This window comes from Brevibacillus soli (genome assembly GCF_044759095.2).
GTDB lineage: Bacteria > Bacillota > Bacilli > Brevibacillales > Brevibacillaceae > JBIYSM02.
Map to the genome: position 1 here is coordinate 26047 of NZ_JBIYSM020000042.1, position 14061 is coordinate 40107.

General features: G+C 51.2%; 19 protein-coding genes and 1 riboswitch. Of the genes, 3 read left to right on the forward strand and 16 right to left on the reverse strand.

From position 1 onward, the window contains the following. Positions 1–12: 12 nt before the first annotated feature. The 4 genes from ACE99V_RS16290 to ACE99V_RS16305 form a co-directional block, all read right to left on the reverse strand. Entirely contained in the window at positions 13–828 is an 816-nt protein-coding gene (locus ACE99V_RS16290) for a GTP pyrophosphokinase (protein ID WP_400492279.1), read from the reverse strand. Positions 829–846: 18 nt separating this feature from the next. Next, positions 847–1731: a M23 family metallopeptidase gene (locus ACE99V_RS16295; protein WP_400492280.1), complete on the reverse strand. Its 885-nt coding sequence runs from the start codon at positions 1729–1731 to the stop codon at positions 847–849. 83 nt (positions 1732–1814) lie between these two features. Continuing rightward, positions 1815–2081: a hypothetical protein gene (locus tag ACE99V_RS16300; protein WP_400492281.1), complete on the reverse strand. Its 267-nt coding sequence runs from the start codon at positions 2079–2081 to the stop codon at positions 1815–1817. Positions 2082–2254: 173 nt separating this feature from the next. Continuing rightward, positions 2255–2452: an alpha/beta-type small acid-soluble spore protein gene (locus ACE99V_RS16305; RefSeq protein ID WP_400492282.1), complete on the reverse strand. Its 198-nt coding sequence runs from the start codon at positions 2450–2452 to the stop codon at positions 2255–2257. Between the two features lie 275 nt (positions 2453–2727). Between ACE99V_RS16305 and ACE99V_RS16310 the strand changes: the two genes are divergently transcribed. Further along, positions 2728–3606 carry a 5'-3' exonuclease gene (locus ACE99V_RS16310; protein ID WP_400492283.1) on the forward strand — a complete coding sequence of 293 codons (879 nt, stop codon included), beginning with the start codon at positions 2728–2730 and terminating at the stop codon, positions 3604–3606. Between the two features lie 56 nt (positions 3607–3662). On the opposite strand, the gene ACE99V_RS16315 is transcribed toward ACE99V_RS16310, so the two are convergent. The 11 genes from ACE99V_RS16315 to ACE99V_RS16365 form a co-directional block, all read right to left on the reverse strand. Further along, positions 3663–4034 carry a DUF192 domain-containing protein gene (locus ACE99V_RS16315; RefSeq protein ID WP_400492284.1) on the reverse strand — a complete coding sequence of 124 codons (372 nt, stop codon included), beginning with the start codon at positions 4032–4034 and terminating at the stop codon, positions 3663–3665. A gap of 18 nt (positions 4035–4052) precedes the next feature. Beyond that, a complete protein-coding gene (locus tag ACE99V_RS16320) occupies positions 4053–4958 on the reverse strand; it encodes a type II secretion system F family protein (protein ID WP_400492285.1) in 906 nt (301 codons plus the stop codon). A 19-nt stretch (positions 4959–4977) separates the two neighbouring features. Further along, positions 4978–5979, reverse strand: a complete 1002-nt coding sequence (locus ACE99V_RS16325) for a type II secretion system F family protein (RefSeq protein WP_400492286.1) — start codon at positions 5977–5979, stop codon at positions 4978–4980. Continuing rightward, positions 5976–7352: a TadA family conjugal transfer-associated ATPase gene (locus tag ACE99V_RS16330; protein WP_400492287.1), complete on the reverse strand. Its 1377-nt coding sequence runs from the start codon at positions 7350–7352 to the stop codon at positions 5976–5978. Before ACE99V_RS16330 ends, ACE99V_RS16325 begins: the two co-directional genes overlap by 4 nt. Before the next feature lie 23 nt (positions 7353–7375). After that, complete coding sequence (locus ACE99V_RS16335) at positions 7376–8599, reverse strand: CpaE/TadZ family protein (protein ID WP_400492288.1); 1224 nt, start codon at positions 8597–8599, stop codon at positions 7376–7378. Positions 8600–8611: 12 nt separating this feature from the next. Then, on the reverse strand, positions 8612–9385 hold the full coding sequence (gene cpaB / locus ACE99V_RS16340) for a Flp pilus assembly protein CpaB (RefSeq protein ID WP_400492289.1): 774 nt from the start codon (positions 9383–9385) through the stop codon (positions 8612–8614). A 13-nt stretch (positions 9386–9398) separates the two neighbouring features. After that, on the reverse strand, positions 9399–10316 hold the full coding sequence (locus tag ACE99V_RS16345) for a pilus assembly protein TadG-related protein (protein ID WP_400492290.1): 918 nt from the start codon (positions 10314–10316) through the stop codon (positions 9399–9401). A gap of 15 nt (positions 10317–10331) precedes the next feature. Then, a complete protein-coding gene (locus ACE99V_RS16350) occupies positions 10332–10715 on the reverse strand; it encodes a TadE family protein (RefSeq protein ID WP_400492291.1) in 384 nt (127 codons plus the stop codon). Beyond that, positions 10712–11206 carry an A24 family peptidase gene (locus ACE99V_RS16355; RefSeq protein WP_400492292.1) on the reverse strand — a complete coding sequence of 165 codons (495 nt, stop codon included), beginning with the start codon at positions 11204–11206 and terminating at the stop codon, positions 10712–10714. The genes ACE99V_RS16350 and ACE99V_RS16355 overlap by 4 nt, the downstream gene beginning before the upstream one ends. Positions 11207–11298: 92 nt before the next feature. Then, complete coding sequence (locus ACE99V_RS16360) at positions 11299–11514, reverse strand: Flp family type IVb pilin (RefSeq protein ID WP_420998576.1); 216 nt, start codon at positions 11512–11514, stop codon at positions 11299–11301. 2 nt (positions 11515–11516) lie between these two features. Next, the gene (locus ACE99V_RS16365; RefSeq protein ID WP_400492294.1) at positions 11517–11693 is read right to left on the reverse strand and encodes a Flp family type IVb pilin; all 177 of its coding nucleotides are present in this window, start codon (positions 11691–11693) and stop codon (positions 11517–11519) included. A 41-nt stretch (positions 11694–11734) separates the two neighbouring features. Continuing rightward, positions 11735–11836: riboswitch (cyclic di-GMP riboswitch) on the reverse strand. Between the two features lie 378 nt (positions 11837–12214). On the opposite strand from ACE99V_RS16365, the gene ACE99V_RS16370 reads away from it, so the two are divergent. Beyond that, positions 12215–12364, forward strand: coding sequence for a hypothetical protein (locus ACE99V_RS16370; protein ID WP_400492295.1), 150 nt, complete (start codon positions 12215–12217; stop codon positions 12362–12364). A gap of 90 nt (positions 12365–12454) precedes the next feature. Then, positions 12455–13852, forward strand: a complete 1398-nt coding sequence (locus tag ACE99V_RS16375; RefSeq protein ID WP_400492296.1) for a hypothetical protein — start codon at positions 12455–12457, stop codon at positions 13850–13852. A gap of 20 nt (positions 13853–13872) precedes the next feature. On the opposite strand, the gene ACE99V_RS16380 is transcribed toward ACE99V_RS16375, so the two are convergent. Further along, the coding region (locus ACE99V_RS16380; RefSeq protein ID WP_400492297.1) for a hypothetical protein at positions 13873–14061 on the reverse strand (189 nt) is incomplete at its 5' end.

Consider the following 14061-nt stretch of genomic DNA (forward strand, 5'->3'; position numbering starts at 1 on the left):
AGCATGAAAACCTTAACTCAGGCGCTTGCCCAACAGGTCGTAAATCATCTTAAACTTAGGGTTGTCCTGAAACGCCTCTTCAAATCCGCTGACATGCTCGCGATACAAAGCGGCAGCCGATTCCAAATCTTGTTTCACATACAGCGAGAATATCTCTTCCAACTTTTCTTCCAATGTCGTGTCCACCTGATTGGGTGTCAAAATCTCCTGACGCAGGTTGTTCATTAGGATGTCCAGCTGATGAGTAATGACTGACGCTTCGTTCAGCTGCTGCAGCACGTTTTCCGGCATGTTTCCCGCGTACTTGTATCGCAGCTCATGCTCATTGGTTGCCCAGAAGTTCATACCCAGTGTACGAATTTGAATTTCGCAAAACAGCGTCCGTTTTTCGCTGCCGTGATACACCGTGTACGACACGATCATGTGAATGCTGCGGTAGCCGGAATCTTTCGGATTGGCAATATAGTCTTTTATATCGTGGACCATGATATCCTCCCGCTCCTGCAGCAGCTGCTGCACTTCCAGCACGTCGTCAATGTAGCGGCAGACCACGCGGAGCCCGGCGATATCCGTAATCTCCCTGGCCACTTCTTGCTGCCAGGTGTCGAGATGGAAGTCGATGCCTTTTTCCCGCGCTTTTTTTAACAGGCTTTCGACCTTCTTTACACGACCCACCACGAATTCGATGGGAGAGTATCGGCCCGTTTTGACAAACCCGTATTTGATCCCTTTTAGTTTCAGCTTCAATTCTTCAACTGCCTGTTCATACGGTGCCAAAAAGTGAACCATGTTGTTTAGCACCTTTTTCGGTACATTTGTTGTGTTCATCTGAGGCAAACCTCCACATTACTTCCATAATAATGGGGACGATTCAAAAAACGGAGCAGGGTTGATATAGGTATTCCCGATCAGCATTCCGTAATGCAAATGCGGACCGGTGGAAAATCCCGTCGTTCCTATTTTGCCGATCTGCTGTCCTCGCTTGACCAGCTGCCCCGGTTTTACGTCCATTTTGGACATGTGCGCATAAATCGAGAAGAGATTAAGACCGTGGTCAATCATTACCGTATTGCCTGTTAAATACAAAGTGTCGGCCAATGCCACTTTTCCATGATTGCTTGACACGATGGGCGTACCCTCTTTGTTGGCGATATCGATCGCGGTGTGTCGATTGGCCGGTTTGCCGTTGACGACTCGCTGATAGCCGTATGGAGTGGTCAGCCGTCCCTGTGCCGGCCACAAAAAAGGATCCTGGAAATAAGGCGTCTTTGCCGATTGAGAACGGGCCAGGTTGATCTTCTTTTGGTCAGCTGCAATACGTGCAGTATTCTGCCGCATGCTGTTCATCTGATTGCTTACCGTAATGGAGTCGACGGCAAACTTCTTCGGCGAAACCGTCACAGCGGTCCGCCACTTTTTGTCAGTTGATTGGACGACGTATTGACCCGGCTTGGTATCGAACGGTATGGGAATAAAACGGACGTACTCGCCGCCGAGAAGTTGAAGCGGGTACGTCTTTTGGAACAGCGTGACCGATTGCGCCTGTTTGCTGCGGATGAGAATCGCATCCCCCGGATACGTGCGCTGCGGAGAGACGACAAGCGACGACGACGGCTTTACGAGGTAAGATGTAATGGTTGCCCCTTCCGCCTCTTTGCCATAAGCGTGAGTCCCGGATAACAGTGATACGACGCCAGTGATCAACAAAAGGTTGACAATCGAGTTCCACATGCAGTTCCCTCCCTTTTTCCAGTATAACAAATGACAGGGAGAAAGAAAAAAGAAAAAGAAGGCTTGAATACCAAGCCTTCTCCCTACTCCATCCGTTTCTTGTTGTAGTCGGCCATCATTTCCATGATCGATTGTACGTTCGTCAGCATGTCATTGGCACGTTTGGTCTTTTGTGTAAGGCTGTCAAAATCAATCGGCACCCTGTTTTTCCGTTCATTCCAGCGTTTGAACCAATCACCTGCCGCGGCAGGATTGGCACGTATGGCGGAGATACGGGAGGAATCCTGAAGCAGCCATGCTTCAAATTCCGGATGCTGCTTTAACAGCCGCTTTACCTCCTTCTTCCTCATCGCTTTATCCCACTCCTTTCTCAGGACACGAGATATTTACCTGACAATATACACCATATGACTAGTCCGCGAATGTGATTGTGTGTTTAACCACGCCGGGAAAAAAGGGCGAAACGCAAATAGGAAACCCCTGACTTGCAGGGGTTTCCGTCATCCAGTTATTTAGTTGCGGCTTAGCGAGACAGTTGTTGTTCAGCGAAGCTTACCAGACGCTTGGTAATTTCTCCACCGACAGATCCGTTTTGACGGGAGGTAGTGTCTGGGCCGAGGTTTACACCAAACTCAGCAGCGATCTCGTACTTCAGTTGGTCGAGAGCTTGGTTAGCTTGAGGAACCAGCAAATTGTTGGTACCGCCTTGGTTGTTAGCCATGTCTTGTCAACTCCCTTGATGTTTTTTGCTGCTAATGTGGATATTAGCAGCAGTCTGAGAACTAGGCCTTTTGTTAATTCGCAGATTGCTGCGAAAATCCGTCTTGATTGCGGGGTGGCTGTTCGACGTTGGATTCTGTTGCTGTTGTGTTACTATCATCCCTCGTTTGCGTTGATCAATACACCGGAAACCCCTTGTAATTTATGACAAAGCTTCAGGACGGCTTTGTGCTATAATGGGACAGGGATAATGGATTTGAGGGGAGTTTATTCGCTGTGAATGACAATCAGAAAATCCTGTTGATCGACGGGATGAGCTTTCTCTTTCGGGCCTTCTACGCGTCCGCCTGGGCGGGCGGATACCGGCAAACGGCATCAGGTGTATATACCAACGCCGTATATGGTTTCACCAAAATGATGCTGGATTATGCGGACCTGGTTCGACCCACGCACGTTGCCGTCGGCTGGGACGTAGCCGCACGGGAGACACTGGTGCGGAGCCAGTGGTATGATGGCTACAAATCAAACCGGGTGGCTCCGCCTGAAGAACTGGTTCCCCAGTTCGATCTCGTCAAGGAAGTGACTGACGCCTTCTCGGTTCCGAACGTAGGACTTCCCGGCTACGAAGGGGATGACATTCTGGGGACGCTGAGCACTCGTCTCTCGGCGGAAGGCCATCAGGTCGTCATTGCGACTGGTGACTACGACAGCCTCCAGCTTGTCTCCGATCTGGTCAGCGTCAAGATTTTGAAAAACGGCGGCAAGCACGAGCATTACACGCCGGCCAGTTTGAAGGAACTGCGTGGAATTACACCAGAACAAGTGGTCGACGTCAAGGCACTGCAGGGCGACCCGTCCGACTGTATCCCAGGCTGCCCCGGCATTGGCGAAAAAACGGCATTGAAACTGATCGTGGAACACGGCAGTCTGGACGGCATTTACACCAATCTGGACAAATGCACGCCAAAAATGCGCGCCAAACTGGAAGAGCATCGCAATCAGGTCTACCTGAGCCAAAAACTGGCTACCATTTTCCGAGACGTTCCGGTATCGTTTTCCATCGAGGATGCGAAATGGAACTACGATCCTGACCGCGTTTACCAGAAATTTCAGGAATTGGAATTTGGAAAAAGCATGCTTTCCCGCGTCGGATAAATCATTCATGCATGAAAAAAAGTAGGCCTCACTCAAAGGTGGACCTACTTTTTTTGTTATTCAACCGCCTCTTTCAGGACGATCCGCAGCTGATCAAAAATCCCGACTCCACTATGCGCAACCGTCCCTGCCGGCAGTTCAAGAACTGAGCTCGCCCGACGAACAGACTTGGGAAACTGAAAAGGCTTCACACGTTCGGCAATACCTACAACGCGCAGATCCTGATCAAGGTAGATGACGTCGATCGGAACGGACATGAACCAGGTATGCACACTTCGGCACGGGGTAAGCAGAAGTCCCTCGCCAGCCCTGCATGAGCGTTTTCCGATCCAGCCTTTCAGACGCTGCCAAAACGTGCGTGCTTGCGTCACACGCATGGCGAGGAACGCCTCTTTTGACTCGTTGTACAAGGAAATCTGCAGATTCATCTGAAACCTCCCCCGCTACTACTTGATAAATACGTTCATGATATTGATCGCCGCCGGTCCCAAAATGATGATGAACAAGGAAGGGAAAATAAAGAAAATCAATGGGAACAGCAGCTTGATTGGAGCTTTCATTGCCTTTTCCTCTGCTTCTTGCCGTCGCTTTCGCCGCATGTCCTCTGACTGTACGCGAAGCACATTGCCGAGGCTTACACCCAATTTATCCGCCTGAACAAGTGCATTCGTAAAATTGATGACACCTTCCACACCTGTGCGCAAACCGAGATCGCGGAGGGCTTCCCGGCGGCTTTTCCCCATTTGTACTTCCTGCAGGGTCAAACGAAATTCTTCCGCAAGGGGTCCCGTCGTCTTTTCCACCACTTTTCCCATTGCCTGGTCAAAACCGAGCCCTGCTTCTACGCTGACAGTAAGCAGGTCGAGCAAATCCGGCAGACCTTTACGGATCGTCAGTTGACGCTGGTCGATCTTGCGACGCAGGTAAAAGTGGGGCAAAAACAGGCCAAGTACGGCCAGTGCCAACAAAGTTGTCACCTTGGCAATTCCGACAAGCTTTGGCATCAGCAAAAAGGCTGCTCCCACACAGATGATCAACATGATTGCGTTCCAAACGATCCACTCATTCACGGTCAAGCCAAACGGAGAGCCGGCATGACGCAGCTGAATCTGCAGATGGGCTTTCCAGCGGATAGGCGTGATCACCGAGAGTTTGCGGCCTACCTGCAAATAGATGGGTTTCAATACCCGCTGGTAAAACGAGTGCTTCTCTTCTTCGTCCTCTTCCTCACTCTGTACCGTCAACTGGGCTACCCGTGACCGGATGTGCAAGCTGCTGCCGAGTACCATACTAGACAATTGATAAAATCCAACCCATAACACCAAAAACAGCAGCCACTGAAGAAGCAGCAAAAACACCACTCCCTTCCGTTTATACCTCGATCGCCACGATTTTCCGAATAAACATGAATCCAATCGTTTGCCCGATGACTGCTGCTACCAGCATGGCAATCCCCAGCGGATGACTGAACAACAGCTGAATATAGCCGGGATTCATCAGGTAAATCATGAAGCAAACACCTGGAGGCAACCCCATGAAGATCAAAGCGGAAAACCTCCCTTGTGCCGTCAGGGCCTTGATTTCACCCTGAATGCGCACACGTTCCCGAATCGTTTGTCCAATGTTGTCCAGAATTTCCGACAGATTACCGCCAATCTGCCGTTGGATCAGAATGGCCGTCGTAATCAAGTCAAAATCCTGGCTTTTTACTCGCTGATTCAACCTTTGCATGGAGTCCTCCAGCGGAAGCCCCATATTTACTTCCCGTATCACCCGACTGAACTCTTCGCTGATCGGCGCCGGCATTTCACTGGCTATGGTTTGAACGGCTTGCAGGAACGAGTAGCCGGATTTTAACGAGTTTGACGTGATCGTCAGCATTTCATTGAGCTGACGATTAAACTTGTTGATTCTCTTACGCTGCTGGATTTTCACATAAAGAAGAGGTAATGTGGCGCAAAGGATGCCAATACATCCACCCAGAAAAAAATGTCCCAGCAGAAATCCGCCGACAAGCGGAACGAAAAAGCAGACGAGCAAGACAGCACCCATCTCCTCCGCAGTAATCTGCATGCCGGCCAGCCTCAGCTGCTCCTGAAACTGCTTGCTGAAACGGGTTCCTTGATTTCCTTCAAACAGCGTGAGAAACCTTTCCTTCACAATCGAGAGCAGGTATTTCCGTTTTCCGTGCTTCTCTGTGCGTGAAACCGTGGAGACGGGTCCTGGAACGGGAGATGGGCGAAATCCATCATCCTGCCGCAACTGCCTTACACGCTCGCGGATACGGGCGGGCCCAATTACCAGACCCCATGTTAAGATGAAAAAGGCAAATGACAACGAAAGGAAAAGACCGATCCAAAGGAGTGAAATCAAGCCCATCCCCTCCTTGGATGAAACCAGTCGTGCTGAATGTTGAAGCCGGCGACCTGCAACTTTTCGATAAAAGAAGGCACAATACCGGTAGGAGTCTGTCGACCGATTACCCGCCCTTGTTCATTTCTACCTTTTTCTTCAAAAAGGAAGATGTCTTGCAGCGTGATCTGCTCTCCTTCCATCCCCATTACCTCAGTGATATGCGTAATTTTCCGGCTGCCGTCTTTTAAACGGGATTGCTGGACGATCAGGTCAACAGCAGAAGCGATCTGTTCCCGAATGGCCCGTACCGGCAAGTCCATGCCGGCCATCAGCACCATCACTTCCAACCGGCGAAGCATGTCCCGCGGACTGTTGGCGTGGCCGGTGGTGAGCGATCCGTCATGCCCTGTATTCATTGCCTGAAGCATGTCCAACGCTTCTCCGGAGCGAACCTCACCGACGACAATCCGGTCAGGACGCATCCGCAGCGAGTTTTTTACCAGATCGCGCATGGTGATGGCCCCTTTTCCTTCGATGTTGGCCGCTCTCGTCTCCAGTGTGATCACGTGCTCCTGACGCAGCTGCAGCTCTGCGGCATCCTCAATGGTTACGATTCGTTCATCAGAGGGAATGAACGAGGAAAGCACGTTGAGCGTGGTGGTTTTACCAGAGCCGGTACCGCCGGAGACGACAATGTTCAGACGGGCCTCGACGCATGCCCTTAAAAACATCGCCATTTCTTCTGTCAAGGTGCCAAACCGGATGAGGTCGTCGATGGTAAACGGATCTTTGGAAAATTTTCGAATGGTGATGCACGGCCCTTTGAGAGCGAGCGGAGGGATGATCGCATTGACACGTGATCCGTCCGGCAAGCGCGCGTCTACCATGGGTGAGCTCTCGTCAATTCTGCGACCAAGCGGTGAGACGATTTTTTCAATAATGCGCATGACGTGTTCGTTGTCGCGAAACTGGACGTGGCTTCGTTCCAGTTTTCCCCCTCTTTCCACGTAAATCAGGTGAGGCGAGTTGACCATCACTTCGGAAATCGCCGGGTCCTTCAGCAGCGGATCGATCGGTCCGAAGCCCTGAATTTCAGCAATCATCTCTTCAATAAACCGCTGTTTCTCCGTACGGGTCATGGGCACGCTCTCTTCGGCAAGCAGCAGGGAAATCTCCGCTTCCAGCGATACGTTGTCCATCTCTCCCTTTTTGCTGAACACCTCAGAGACCAGACGGTTATGGAGTTTGGTCTTTAACTCCGAAAACGGATTGGGGTTGGTCTCGATAGCGGGCGGATTCGCTGTTGCGTGGGAAGAAGATGGAAGCGGAGTCACCGGTTCCATTTGCTCTGCCCTTCCCCGCTGTTTTTCTAATCGACGCATCAACGACATGGTATTGCCTCCTCCACATGATTCTATCGACTGATCCTGAGCAATCTAAGCAGCGGGACGAACCGCTTCCGACCTTTGAACTGACGTCGCGATTCATCTCCTACCAAACGCTCGGCGATGTAGCGCACTTGTTTGGAGAGCCGGTGGGAGGGGGACTTCAAAACGAATGGGATCCCTTCGTTCGCAGCCCGATCGACGAACGAGAAGTCATTTCCCACCTCGAAGTCAACGTTTCTGCCGAGGATCTGTTCGACATCACGCTGTCTGATTCCGGTTTGGGAATGAGCCCGGTTTAACAAAAACGTCCATTCTTGCATGTCGTAGGAGAGTGTCTGGAGCACATCAAGCATGCGCCGGTTGTTCTTGGCTACAGCCAGATTTGGCGTCGACACCACCATATGCAAATCGCACTGCTCAACGACGGTAAAAAAGATGTCGTTCAATTGCGCCGCTGTATCCACGATAATCCATTCGAACATCTCCTTGCAGATGGTCAGGATTTGATTGATATGTTTGGGCGCGATCGCCTCTCCGTGTTCCGGCTTTGCAGGCGCCTTTAAGAGATAAAGACCGCTCTCCAGTTTTTCGAAAAAGTTGATCAACACCTCGCTGTCAATCTCGTTGGTGTCGACAACAAGATCATACAGATTCTTTGCAGCCGTCTTTGCAGACAACATGAGCGCTGTATCACCGTACGGCAGATCAAAGTCCAAGAGAGCCACCTTCCTGCCTTGCTGTGCAAGGACTGTTGCCAAATTGGTCGCCATGGTGGTTTTCCCGACTCCTCCCTTGGCACTGACCAGACAAAGGGCTTTTGGTTTATTGACAAAATGATCCTCCAGAAACGTCGTTTCTCTGCGTGAACGCCGCTTTACCTCCAAGGTGTACACGTCCAGTATGGTGGCGACAAGCTGCTCGGAGGATACCGGTTTTACCAGAAACTCTTTCGCTCCGGCCATCATGGCTTTTCGCAAGTAGTCCGGGTCGTCCTGGACAGAGACCATGATGACTGCCGTTTTCGGGGAAACGAGCGAGATCTTCTCCGTCGCCTTCAATCCGTCCAATACCGGCATGTTGATGTCCATCAAAACGACGTCAGGATGCAATTTCAACGTCTTTTCCAAAGCATCCGCGCCGTTTTCGGCCTCGCCGACCACTTCAATTTCATCTTCGAAGGAGAGCAGCTTATTCAGGTTGGTTCTCGTCTCAGCTGAGTCATCCACTAACAATACACGAATCGCCGGCAACTGACTCCCCTCCTATCGCATTAAGGCTGTATTCGTCTGAACGCCAAACGTATTCACGTTTTTCTTGTCCTGCGGGGCCCGCAGCAGAAGGCGGATTTCACCATACGATTCAGCAAAGCCAAGTGATTCCGCTTGCGATGGCGTAACGGCAAGCGTGATGGTGGAGCCCCCCTGTTCCTTCTTGCCGTCCTCTGCCGATTTTTTGGCGTCGTCTTTGCCTTCTGACTGTTGACTTTGAGGTTTTTGATCAATGGGTTCCTCGTGAACTTTTCCCACCGCCAGTACCGGGATGTTTTGCAGAGTCACTTTGACGATGTCCTGAGAAATTTTTAAATCTTCTGCCGTATACGCTACCAGCACGTCCACGCGATCTCCCGGCACAATCAAACCACCTGCTCCTTTGACATTGGAGTACGAAATGCTCATGGCTCTAAGCCCGTCGGGAATTTGCATGGCGAACAGGTTGGAACCCTGGACCTTGGCCACTTTTGGCCGTAAGATGACCTCATCTTCGACAAATGTTTGCAAGCTGACCATTCCAACAACTCCCGACATATCTGTTACGGCATCGGAATGTATGCTTTTCCAGTGGACCTGTACCGGCTTCACCATCTTGTCGGTAATGATCGTGTGCGGCGGAATGGTGGTCGCTGCTACGATAACGGTGCGTGTGGTTTCCTTGGGACTTGCTTCCTTCACTTTTTGCTGCAAAAACATGTAGATCAAATAGGTGGTTACCATCGCACACAAGATGGATATGATCAGCAGGCTTCCCTTTCGTTTCATGGCTTCACCTCGGTTATTCCGTTAATTTTACTGAGTAAACGCCGTAATTTTTCCCTGACCCGAGCTCTCCCGGAGTTACCATGCGTAAAAACCTGCCTGTAATGATCATGTCTCCGCCGCTTCCCTCTGTTCCTTCCAGAAAAAAAGCAGCAAAACCCAAGACGGTGACTGGTTTTTTGCCGTTGACATCGAGGGAGTCAATGACCGGAAGGAACATGATTCTATGGCAGCTGCGGTCGGCGGTTTGATAGGATTGGCACTCGGATCTGTCTATATCTTGATCCATTCGGAATTGAATCGCCCCTTTTACAGGACCGTGATTAATTCCTGTTTTGGTAGGAATTTTGTCTCCAACTTCAATCTCTCCTTCGTACCCGTAGCGAATATTATTCGTCAGAGCACTCGCTCCTCCGCCGCCAAGATCCAGGAAGCCGTAATTACCCGAGTAGCCCTCTCCCGCTTCTTCACTTAGTTCATAAAGCTGACCGTACTTAAACGTCTGATCGGGTACGCCGATCGGCACCAATCCTGTCATCGCTACCGTTGTCCCCGCTCGTGCTTTTGCGTCCGCCCGGACATGGGATGCGTTCACTCCCATGATCTTGGCAAACGAAAGCGATACCGTCTCTTCTCCGTCTGCGGAAATCGTTAGCTTCGCAGGATCTGCCTCCACACCAAACGAGCCCGCGCCGTTTGATTGCACATAGAATCGTGCCGTCTCTTCCGCTTCCGCCTTCGAGTAGATGATTTTCTGAATGCCGGCCAACACGCCAGCATCCAACGCATTTTGCAGCTTTTGCTGCCGTACGTATAACATGCCGACGTCAGCGACGAGAGCAAGGAACAATAAAAAAACAACCATTCCCCCTGCCACGATCAGGCTGACATTGCCGTTTTCCTCACGAAGCAATCGATACCCAATCTTTTTCATTCTCGTTCCATCCTCCTACTCCATTCGCATGGAAATCTCGGAGTTCAGCGATATGGTATCCGGGATCACTCCGCGCAGATAGGGTATTAACAGCGCGTGATCGTAGGTAATGTCAACGGTGACCGTTTCTCCGGCCGTCCTCTCGCTTTCGCTTGGCCGCACTTCATAACGCATGCGTGTTACATCAAGAGACGTCATGTCCTGTTCAATCACGGATTGCAAAACGTCGTTACTGCTGCCCAGACTTGCGTAACGGACCGCATCTCGCGCAGCTTGCTGAACAACGATGTATGCGTGAAACACCCTCCCAAATTCCACAATGCCGCACAAAAGCAGCAGGAGAATGGGCATCACCAACGCCATCTCAACCAGGGCGGACCCTTTTTCATCGCGAATCACAACGCCCCGCCTCCCGACTTCCAGACGTTTCTGCCAATCTCGATCAAGGTACCGAGGCCGATCGCGATTCCATATGGCACTTTTACACCTGTTGTGACACCTTTCAACGACAATCCGTACAAGGCCAGTCTCCAGATTCGCTCGCGCCAAATCGCGTATAATGATAGAAAAAGCCCGACCATACCCATCCACAAACAGGCAGGAAAAAGGAACTGAACCCCCATCCAAGCGCCGATCATCGCGAGCAGTTTTACGTCTCCCGCCCCCATGCCGCCTTTGGCAAAGGGAATGAGGAGAATGAGTACTCCTGCGACAAATCCGATTGCAGTTGGAAGCAAACCGGCGGTCCCTTTTTCCAGCCCGTGAACAAGAAAAGCGGACAGGATACCGGAAAACGTAAGCCAGTTGGGAATTCGTCGGTACCGGAGATCAAGCCACATGGCAACGAACAGGAGAGGTAATAAGACCATCAGATCAATGCCTATCGTCATGCAGAACCGCTCCTTCTTTACCAGGCATCAGGATATAGGAAAGCCCTACCCCAGCGGAGTAGGACTTTCTCGATTAGGGTACGAATAATTGATTAGTTCGTCGGGCTGACTGATGTACCTTGATTTGTTTCGTTGAATGCTTCCAGGATTCTTGTGTAAATTGTCGAAAGACTGACTTGTACTTGACTGAGCGAACTAACCAGAACAATGGCGATCAAAAAGATGGTCAGGCTGTATTCCACCAGGCCTTGTCCGTCTTCTTCCCACACCATTCGATCCATGAACTCTGTCAGGGCAACCAACTTCATTCCTACGGAGCGTTTGTATTCGTAAGGGTGGTGCCGATGTCGCCAAAGATGTTTTCCAAACCGCCTCGCATTGCAGTAAGGCCGCCGATCAGAAGAATGGCAATCAGGCCGATAATCAGACCATACTCCACCATTCCTTGTCCCTCTTCCTCGACAAACATGCGCTTTACGATTTCCATACTTTTTCCTCCTTTTGATATGTGTTTGCAAGCGAATATTGGAGGGCAACCCGGCTGTCTTATCCAGCTGCTCAGGTAGAATGACTGGACGTAGACCCGTGGCTTTGCGTCCCTGACTTTCGACAGGTTTGCCTCTGTATGCTGCTTGCACTCTCACTATACCGTCAAAATATGTCGAATAAACATGCTGAAAGATGGAATTTTATCCCTGCCTGAAGACAGATTTCCAGAACTTACCTCGAGACAATATCTGGAAATACGACGTTCTTCAGACCTCCTTCATCAGTCTCAGGCGATAGTGCGGAAGTAGGACAAGTCTTTATTTTTATTCCATTTACTATTTTTTAACATTTTTTAATGTAGTGCTATGCTCATGTATGTAGATGTCGGTTATTCCGGGAAAAATAGGGCTTGCAATCTAGTTTGAAAGAAACAGGCTATGCAATTCTACCTGGCGAACTGATTAGGAAGGCTCGTCTGATGGGAAAAATGGGGATAAATTGATCGTAGGAGGATGGGAAATGCCTCAGCTTCAGTTGTCCGAAGAAGAATACAACTCCCTGATGGAACGCATCTACAAGATCCTCAACCGCACGGAGGAGCTTGATCACGTGACCCACCACCTGATGTGGGAAGTGTGGCGCGTGCTGCATCACAGCAAACTTTCATAGGGTGTATCCGCTTTCACCCATGCTCCTCCCTCCGCATACTGTGAAGCAAGGGTCATCCCTTGCAACACGAGACAAAGGAGGATGGGAGACATGGGTGTTGATCTTGTATGGCTGCATGGCGTATACGTCCTGTTTGTACTCCTGATCATCGGCATGATGATCATGCGGCGTGATACAAGCCTGGTAAGCATTTTGGGCATCTCTTTCCTCGGTCTCACGGCGACCGGTTCCATCACCGCTTCCGTGGGAGGTATATTTGGCAGCTTCATCTATGCCATCACCGAACTTTTACCTACGATTCTCGTGATTTGTATTATTGTGGCGATGAGCCACGTCCTGACCGAAACGGGCGTAAATGAGACGATGATTCGCCCGATGACCAGGCTGGTGCGAACCCCTGCATTGGCGTACTGGGTAATCGGGATTGTGATGATGGTGATCTCCTGGTTTTTCTGGCCGTCTCCTGCCGTCGCTCTGATCGGGGCCGTGATGCTGCCCGTTGCGCTGCGCGTGGGTCTGCCCGCTCTGGGAGTAGCCGTTGCAATGAACCTGTTTGGCCACGGGATCGCCCTGTCAGGTGACTTCATCATCCAGGGCGCTCCCACCTTGACTGCGAAAGCGGCGGGTATCCCTGTCGAAGATGTGATCTTTGCAAGCGTACCGCTCGTCATCGTAATGGGGTTGGTGACGACCGTCACCGCGTTCTGGTACTTGCGCAAGGATATGAAGAGCGGTCTGCTCAGTGTGAATCAGGAAGTGGCGGCTACTCACGAAGTACAGCCGTCGGAAGCGCGCGTTGCCATCTCTGAGACAGCTCGCACCTGGCTGGCGGCACTGGTTCCTGTGCTCTTTCTACTGGACGTCATGGCGATGTTTTCGTTTGACCTGAAAGGCGGCGACGCGACTGCGCTGGTTGGCGGAACTTCTCTGCTGATTCTCCTGCTCATCACCTTGATCGGACATAAGAGCGCTGCCCTTGAGCAGGTGACAACCAACCTGATCAAAGGGTTCCAGTTCGGATTTAAAGTGTTTGGTCCGGTAATCCCCATCGCAGCCTTTTTCTACATGGGCGACAGCGGGTTTGTGAAGGTGTTCGGGGAAGTGCTTCCAACCGGCTCCAACGGCATTGTCAACGATCTGGGGGTCGCTCTGGCCCACACGATTCCACTCAGCAAAGAAGTGGCCGCCCTGACGTTGACAGCGGTCGGGGTGATTACGGGTCTTGACGGTTCCGGCTTCTCTGGCATTACGCTCGCGGGCTCGCTCGCACAGCTGTTTGCTACCGCTCTCGGCACGGGAGCTGCTACACTGACGGCCTTGGGCCAGGTGGCGGCGATCTGGGTAGGCGGCGGCACGATCATCCCCTGGGCGCTGATTCCGGCAGCGGCCATCTGCGGCGTCGATCCGTTCGAGCTGGCACGGCGCAACCTGTATCCCGTCGCGATCGGTTTGTTGGTAACCACGATTGTGGCCATGTTTTTGATCTGAGGAAGAAAACCCACCCGGCATTAGCTATTCTCACCCCACTCGGCGGTAGCTATCGCTGAGCCGAGTGGGGTCCCTTTTTTCGCCGGGCGGGGCCCCGAACCCTTTTCTAGCGGCTGTATGGGATGTCCAAATTTATAAATTCTGGTGTATGAAATAATGTCCTTAAACAAAGGAAAATCCCCAGCGACTACGGAAAAAAGAAGTACCTG

What these genes read in the sequence shown, in the direction of transcription:
- cpaB (WP_400492289.1), bottom strand. Translation starts at nt 9,385, where the DNA reads ATGAAACGAAAGGGAAGCCTGCTGATCATATCCATCTTGTGTGCGATG.
- ACE99V_RS16315 (WP_400492284.1), bottom strand. Translation starts at nt 4,034, where the DNA reads ATGAATCTGCAGATTTCCTTGTACAACGAGTCAAAAGAGGCGTTCCTC.
- ACE99V_RS16300 (WP_400492281.1), bottom strand. Translation starts at nt 2,081, where the DNA reads ATGAGGAAGAAGGAGGTAAAGCGGCTGTTAAAGCAGCATCCGGAATTT.
- ACE99V_RS16365 (WP_400492294.1), bottom strand. Translation starts at nt 11,693, where the DNA reads ATGGAAATCGTAAAGCGCATGTTTGTCGAGGAAGAGGGACAAGGAATG.
- ACE99V_RS16345 (WP_400492290.1), bottom strand. Translation starts at nt 10,316, where the DNA reads ATGAAAAAGATTGGGTATCGATTGCTTCGTGAGGAAAACGGCAATGTC.
- ACE99V_RS16295 (WP_400492280.1), bottom strand. Translation starts at nt 1,731, where the DNA reads ATGTGGAACTCGATTGTCAACCTTTTGTTGATCACTGGCGTCGTATCA.
- ACE99V_RS16330 (WP_400492287.1), bottom strand. Translation starts at nt 7,352, where the DNA reads ATGTCGTTGATGCGTCGATTAGAAAAACAGCGGGGAAGGGCAGAGCAA.
- ACE99V_RS16290 (WP_400492279.1), bottom strand. Translation starts at nt 828, where the DNA reads ATGAACACAACAAATGTACCGAAAAAGGTGCTAAACAACATGGTTCAC.
- ACE99V_RS16305 (WP_400492282.1), bottom strand. Translation starts at nt 2,452, where the DNA reads ATGGCTAACAACCAAGGCGGTACCAACAATTTGCTGGTTCCTCAAGCT.
- ACE99V_RS16360 (WP_420998576.1), bottom strand. Translation starts at nt 11,514, where the DNA reads ATGAAGTTGGTTGCCCTGACAGAGTTCATGGATCGAATGGTGTGGGAA.
- ACE99V_RS16370 (WP_400492295.1), top strand. Translation starts at nt 12,215, where the DNA reads ATGCCTCAGCTTCAGTTGTCCGAAGAAGAATACAACTCCCTGATGGAA.
- ACE99V_RS16355 (WP_400492292.1), bottom strand. Translation starts at nt 11,206, where the DNA reads ATGACGATAGGCATTGATCTGATGGTCTTATTACCTCTCCTGTTCGTT.
- ACE99V_RS16375 (WP_400492296.1), top strand. Translation starts at nt 12,455, where the DNA reads ATGGGTGTTGATCTTGTATGGCTGCATGGCGTATACGTCCTGTTTGTA.